This is a genomic window from Microcoleus pseudofavosus SVA1_A4 (assembly GCF_036700565.1).
Taxonomy (GTDB): Bacteria; Cyanobacteriota; Cyanobacteriia; order Cyanobacteriales; family Microcoleaceae; genus Microcoleus.
On record NZ_JAUBPE010000165.1, the window covers coordinates 1 to 3,031 of the forward strand.

Annotated in this window: 7 protein-coding genes; 6 read left to right on the forward strand and 1 reads right to left on the reverse strand. The window is 40.0% G+C overall.

What is annotated here, in order from left to right:
• A partial coding sequence (locus tag QUA02_RS33075) for a YwqG family protein (RefSeq protein ID WP_333033951.1) occupies positions 1 to 784 on the forward strand: 784 nt, incomplete at its 5' end.
• Positions 785 to 833: 49 nt separating this feature from the next.
• On the opposite strand, the gene QUA02_RS33080 is transcribed toward QUA02_RS33075, so the two are convergent.
• Positions 834 to 1,133 (reverse strand): hypothetical protein, encoded by a 300-nt coding sequence (locus tag QUA02_RS33080; protein ID WP_333033953.1) that lies wholly within the window; start codon positions 1,131 to 1,133, stop codon positions 834 to 836.
• A gap of 214 nt (positions 1,134 to 1,347) precedes the next feature.
• Between QUA02_RS33080 and QUA02_RS33085 the strand changes: the two genes are divergently transcribed.
• From QUA02_RS33085 to QUA02_RS33105, 5 genes are all read left to right on the forward strand, one after another.
• The gene (locus QUA02_RS33085; protein ID WP_333033954.1) at positions 1,348 to 1,632 is read left to right on the forward strand and encodes a type II toxin-antitoxin system TacA family antitoxin; all 285 of its coding nucleotides are present in this window, start codon (positions 1,348 to 1,350) and stop codon (positions 1,630 to 1,632) included.
• 3 nt (positions 1,633 to 1,635) lie between these two features.
• Positions 1,636 to 2,142: a GNAT family N-acetyltransferase gene (locus QUA02_RS33090; RefSeq protein WP_333033955.1), complete on the forward strand. Its 507-nt coding sequence runs from the start codon at positions 1,636 to 1,638 to the stop codon at positions 2,140 to 2,142.
• Between the two features lie 201 nt (positions 2,143 to 2,343).
• The gene (locus QUA02_RS33095) at positions 2,344 to 2,529 is read left to right on the forward strand and encodes a type II toxin -antitoxin system TacA 1-like antitoxin (protein ID WP_333033958.1); all 186 of its coding nucleotides are present in this window, start codon (positions 2,344 to 2,346) and stop codon (positions 2,527 to 2,529) included.
• A gap of 16 nt (positions 2,530 to 2,545) precedes the next feature.
• Positions 2,546 to 2,770 carry a hypothetical protein gene (locus QUA02_RS33100; RefSeq protein ID WP_333033956.1) on the forward strand — a complete coding sequence of 75 codons (225 nt, stop codon included), beginning with the start codon at positions 2,546 to 2,548 and terminating at the stop codon, positions 2,768 to 2,770.
• A complete protein-coding gene (locus QUA02_RS33105; RefSeq protein WP_333033957.1) occupies positions 2,767 to 2,976 on the forward strand; it encodes a type II toxin-antitoxin system RelE/ParE family toxin in 210 nt (69 codons plus the stop codon). The genes QUA02_RS33100 and QUA02_RS33105 overlap by 4 nt, the downstream gene beginning before the upstream one ends.
• The last annotated feature ends 55 nt before the right edge of the window (positions 2,977 to 3,031 follow it).

A 3,031-nucleotide genomic window follows, 5' to 3' on the forward strand; every position in this document is an offset into this window, starting at 1 on the left:
GAGCGCAGTGAGCTGGAAACTCTCATGCTGCGTTCTTAGGGGAGGGGAGAGAGGTGACTCTCGAACCTCACCCGACATTACAATTGAAAACAACGAACCTGTGAACTGGTGGCAAAGTAAATTTGGTGGGTTGCCATACTTACCTAAAGGGTTCGAGTATCCTAAAACTCCTAATGGCGATTGCTTATTATTGCTTGCCCAAATCAACTTTTCTGAAGTACCGCCTCTTGAAGGTTTTCCCGATCGAGGAATCTTGCAGTTTTATCTTCCAGACGATCAACTATATGGCTTAGATTACGGCTATAATGAAGATATTTTTCAAATTTTCTATTTTCCTCAACCAGATTTCAACCTTGAGAATATCATCACCAATTATGATTTTTTGCCCAAATTTGAATACGTGCCTATTTGGGGAAGTTGCAGTTTGCAATTTACTAAAAAGTATGCGCCAATTACCCATTACGATGATGGATTTACAAAGTTTTTAGGAGAAGATTTTTTTAAATTATTTAGAGAAGACGATGAAGTTAGGGACAATTATCTAAATCTATGTGTTCCTCGCGGTCATAAAATTGGTGGCTATCATGGTTCTTTTCAATCAAACGATCCTATACTCGATAGCGAAAGCGATCCGTATAGCCTTTTATTTCAAATGGATGGCGATGCTAATGAGGTAATAGATATTATGTGGGGCGATGGTGGCGTAGGTAACTTTTTTGTCAAAGAATCAGCCCTACAAAAATTAGATTTTAGCGATGTTATCTACGAGTGGGATTGCGGTTGATTGAGGGGAAAAAATGGTATTTTGATATCTAACAACTTGAACTTTCATTTTAGATAAACTTCCCGATTCTTTCTTCGCGCATATCGGGAATAATCGTATCCCAATTAATCAGTTCTCGATTTTTTTTTATTAATGCTGCTTTTACGACTAAGACTCCACCAACATAATGAACCTCGCACTCTTCATCCATATTTGCTGGTTTGCTGTTGCCAGTTTCCTCTGGCGGCGAAGCTACTTCCTGCTTTCTCCGCTGCCATAACAGGAAATCAGCAAAGTTGAGGATTTCTTGCAGTTCGATTTCAGAGAAATTTTTCAGTTTGTCAACAATTTGTTCTTGGATAGGTATCACGGCTATTTTTTCCTTGCTTAAGACGACCGCTAGATTCAGTTTAACACGAGGAAGGAGCGAGATCCCTTTTCCCACCAAGGGCGATCGGCTTAAATCGCGATCGTAGAGACAGTGCCAACGCTTCCCCAATTGCTATAATATCAGATGAGCCAACGAGTGTTCTCATCAATATTGCTACAATAAAATTAGTCGATCGCCCTTTTATAACAAAACAATGTCAACACCAACCGATACCCAAACAAAAATAGAGTTAACCCTCAGCCAAACAGATAAAGAAATCCTAGAAAAAGCAGCCGCAGCAAAGTCTATGAATCTAGGCGAGTATCTGCTAGAAATCGCTCTGAATGCAGCCAAACAGCCACCTCTAGAAGTAGAGCAAATTGTATTGAGCGATCGCGACTGGGAAATCTTTGCATCCGCCATCGAAAATCCACCGGAACCCAACCCCGCCCTCAAAGCAGCTATCAAAGAGCATCAGGAAAAGTACGGGAACTGGTAAACAATGAAATGGATTTTTTGTGCAATAGATGATAGCCGATTAAAAAGAGAAGCTTTTGACTGCGGTATACCAGAGTTAAATGAGTACCTCAAAAAATATGCCCGACAGAATGATAGAAGAGGAATTGCTAAAACCTTTGCGGCAATTCCAGAAGATGAAACTGGAGATGTAGCAGGCTATTATTCTGTCAGTACGGCTGAAATTAAACGCGAATCTTTACCTGAAAATTATCGCAGAGGATTACCTCGCTATCCAGTACCAGCAATACGCCTAGGCAAACTTGCTGTGGCTACCTCAATGCAGGGGAGAGGATTAGGAAGAGAACTGTTAATGGAGTCATTTCGCTCTTCAGTTCGCCTCTCCTCTGAGGTGGGGATCTTTGCGGTGATAGTCGATAGTAAAAATCAGCAAGCTAAAGAGTTTTATTTGAAATACGGTTTCATACCGTTAGAGGATGATGAGCTTTCACTGTTTATCCCTATCGCCACCATCATCAAAGTGCTTGAATAAACCAAGAGCGAGATCCCTTTTCCAACAAGCGTGCGATTGCCCACCTTAAAAATTGCTATAATATCAAATGAGCCAACCTTGCTCTCGTTGAAAAAATATGTCAACCCCTACCCAAAACCCCCAAACAAGCACTCTTGAGATAACTATCAATCAGGAACAAAAAGAACTGTTAGAAAAAGCAGCTACCTGTGGGGTCTTAGTCTGAGCGAATATCTACTCGAAGTTGCTCTAAATCTAGCCGAAGAACTGCCACTTAAACCAGAACCGATCGTTCTTTCCGAACCAAATTGGGAAATTGTTACCTCAGCGATTGAAAACCCACCAGAACTTAACTCTAAGCTGAAAGCAGCGATCGAAAGGTATCGGCAAAAATCCGAAAGCAAATAAATAAAGGTTAACGTTTATGAGCGATTCTATCTCTTTACAAAAACTCATTGAATATGTTGAAGTTCTCTCAACAGAAGAACAAGACTTATTAGTTGAATTAATCCAAAAACGGCGGATTGAAAATCGTCGAGAAGAAATTGCTAGAAATGCTAGAAAAACCCTAGCCGCGTTCAAAGCAGGGAATGCCAAGCGCGGTAATCTAGAACAATTGAAAGCTGATTTACTGGATGATGATGAATGATAAATTTAGTATGGGATAACAGCTTTAAGCGAGCTTTTAAGCGGATTATTCGCAAAAATCCACATTTAGAAGCTAAAATCTTGGCTATTTTGGAAAATTTAGCAAATGACCAATTTGAACCATCTTTAAAATCTCATAAATTGCGCGGTCAATTAGAAGGATTATGGGCGTGTTGGGTTGAGTACATTACTCACAAGTTAAGCTAAAAGCACTATTGTCAATGAGTAATTTTACTCATTTTTTACCTGTTGACCCAATTAA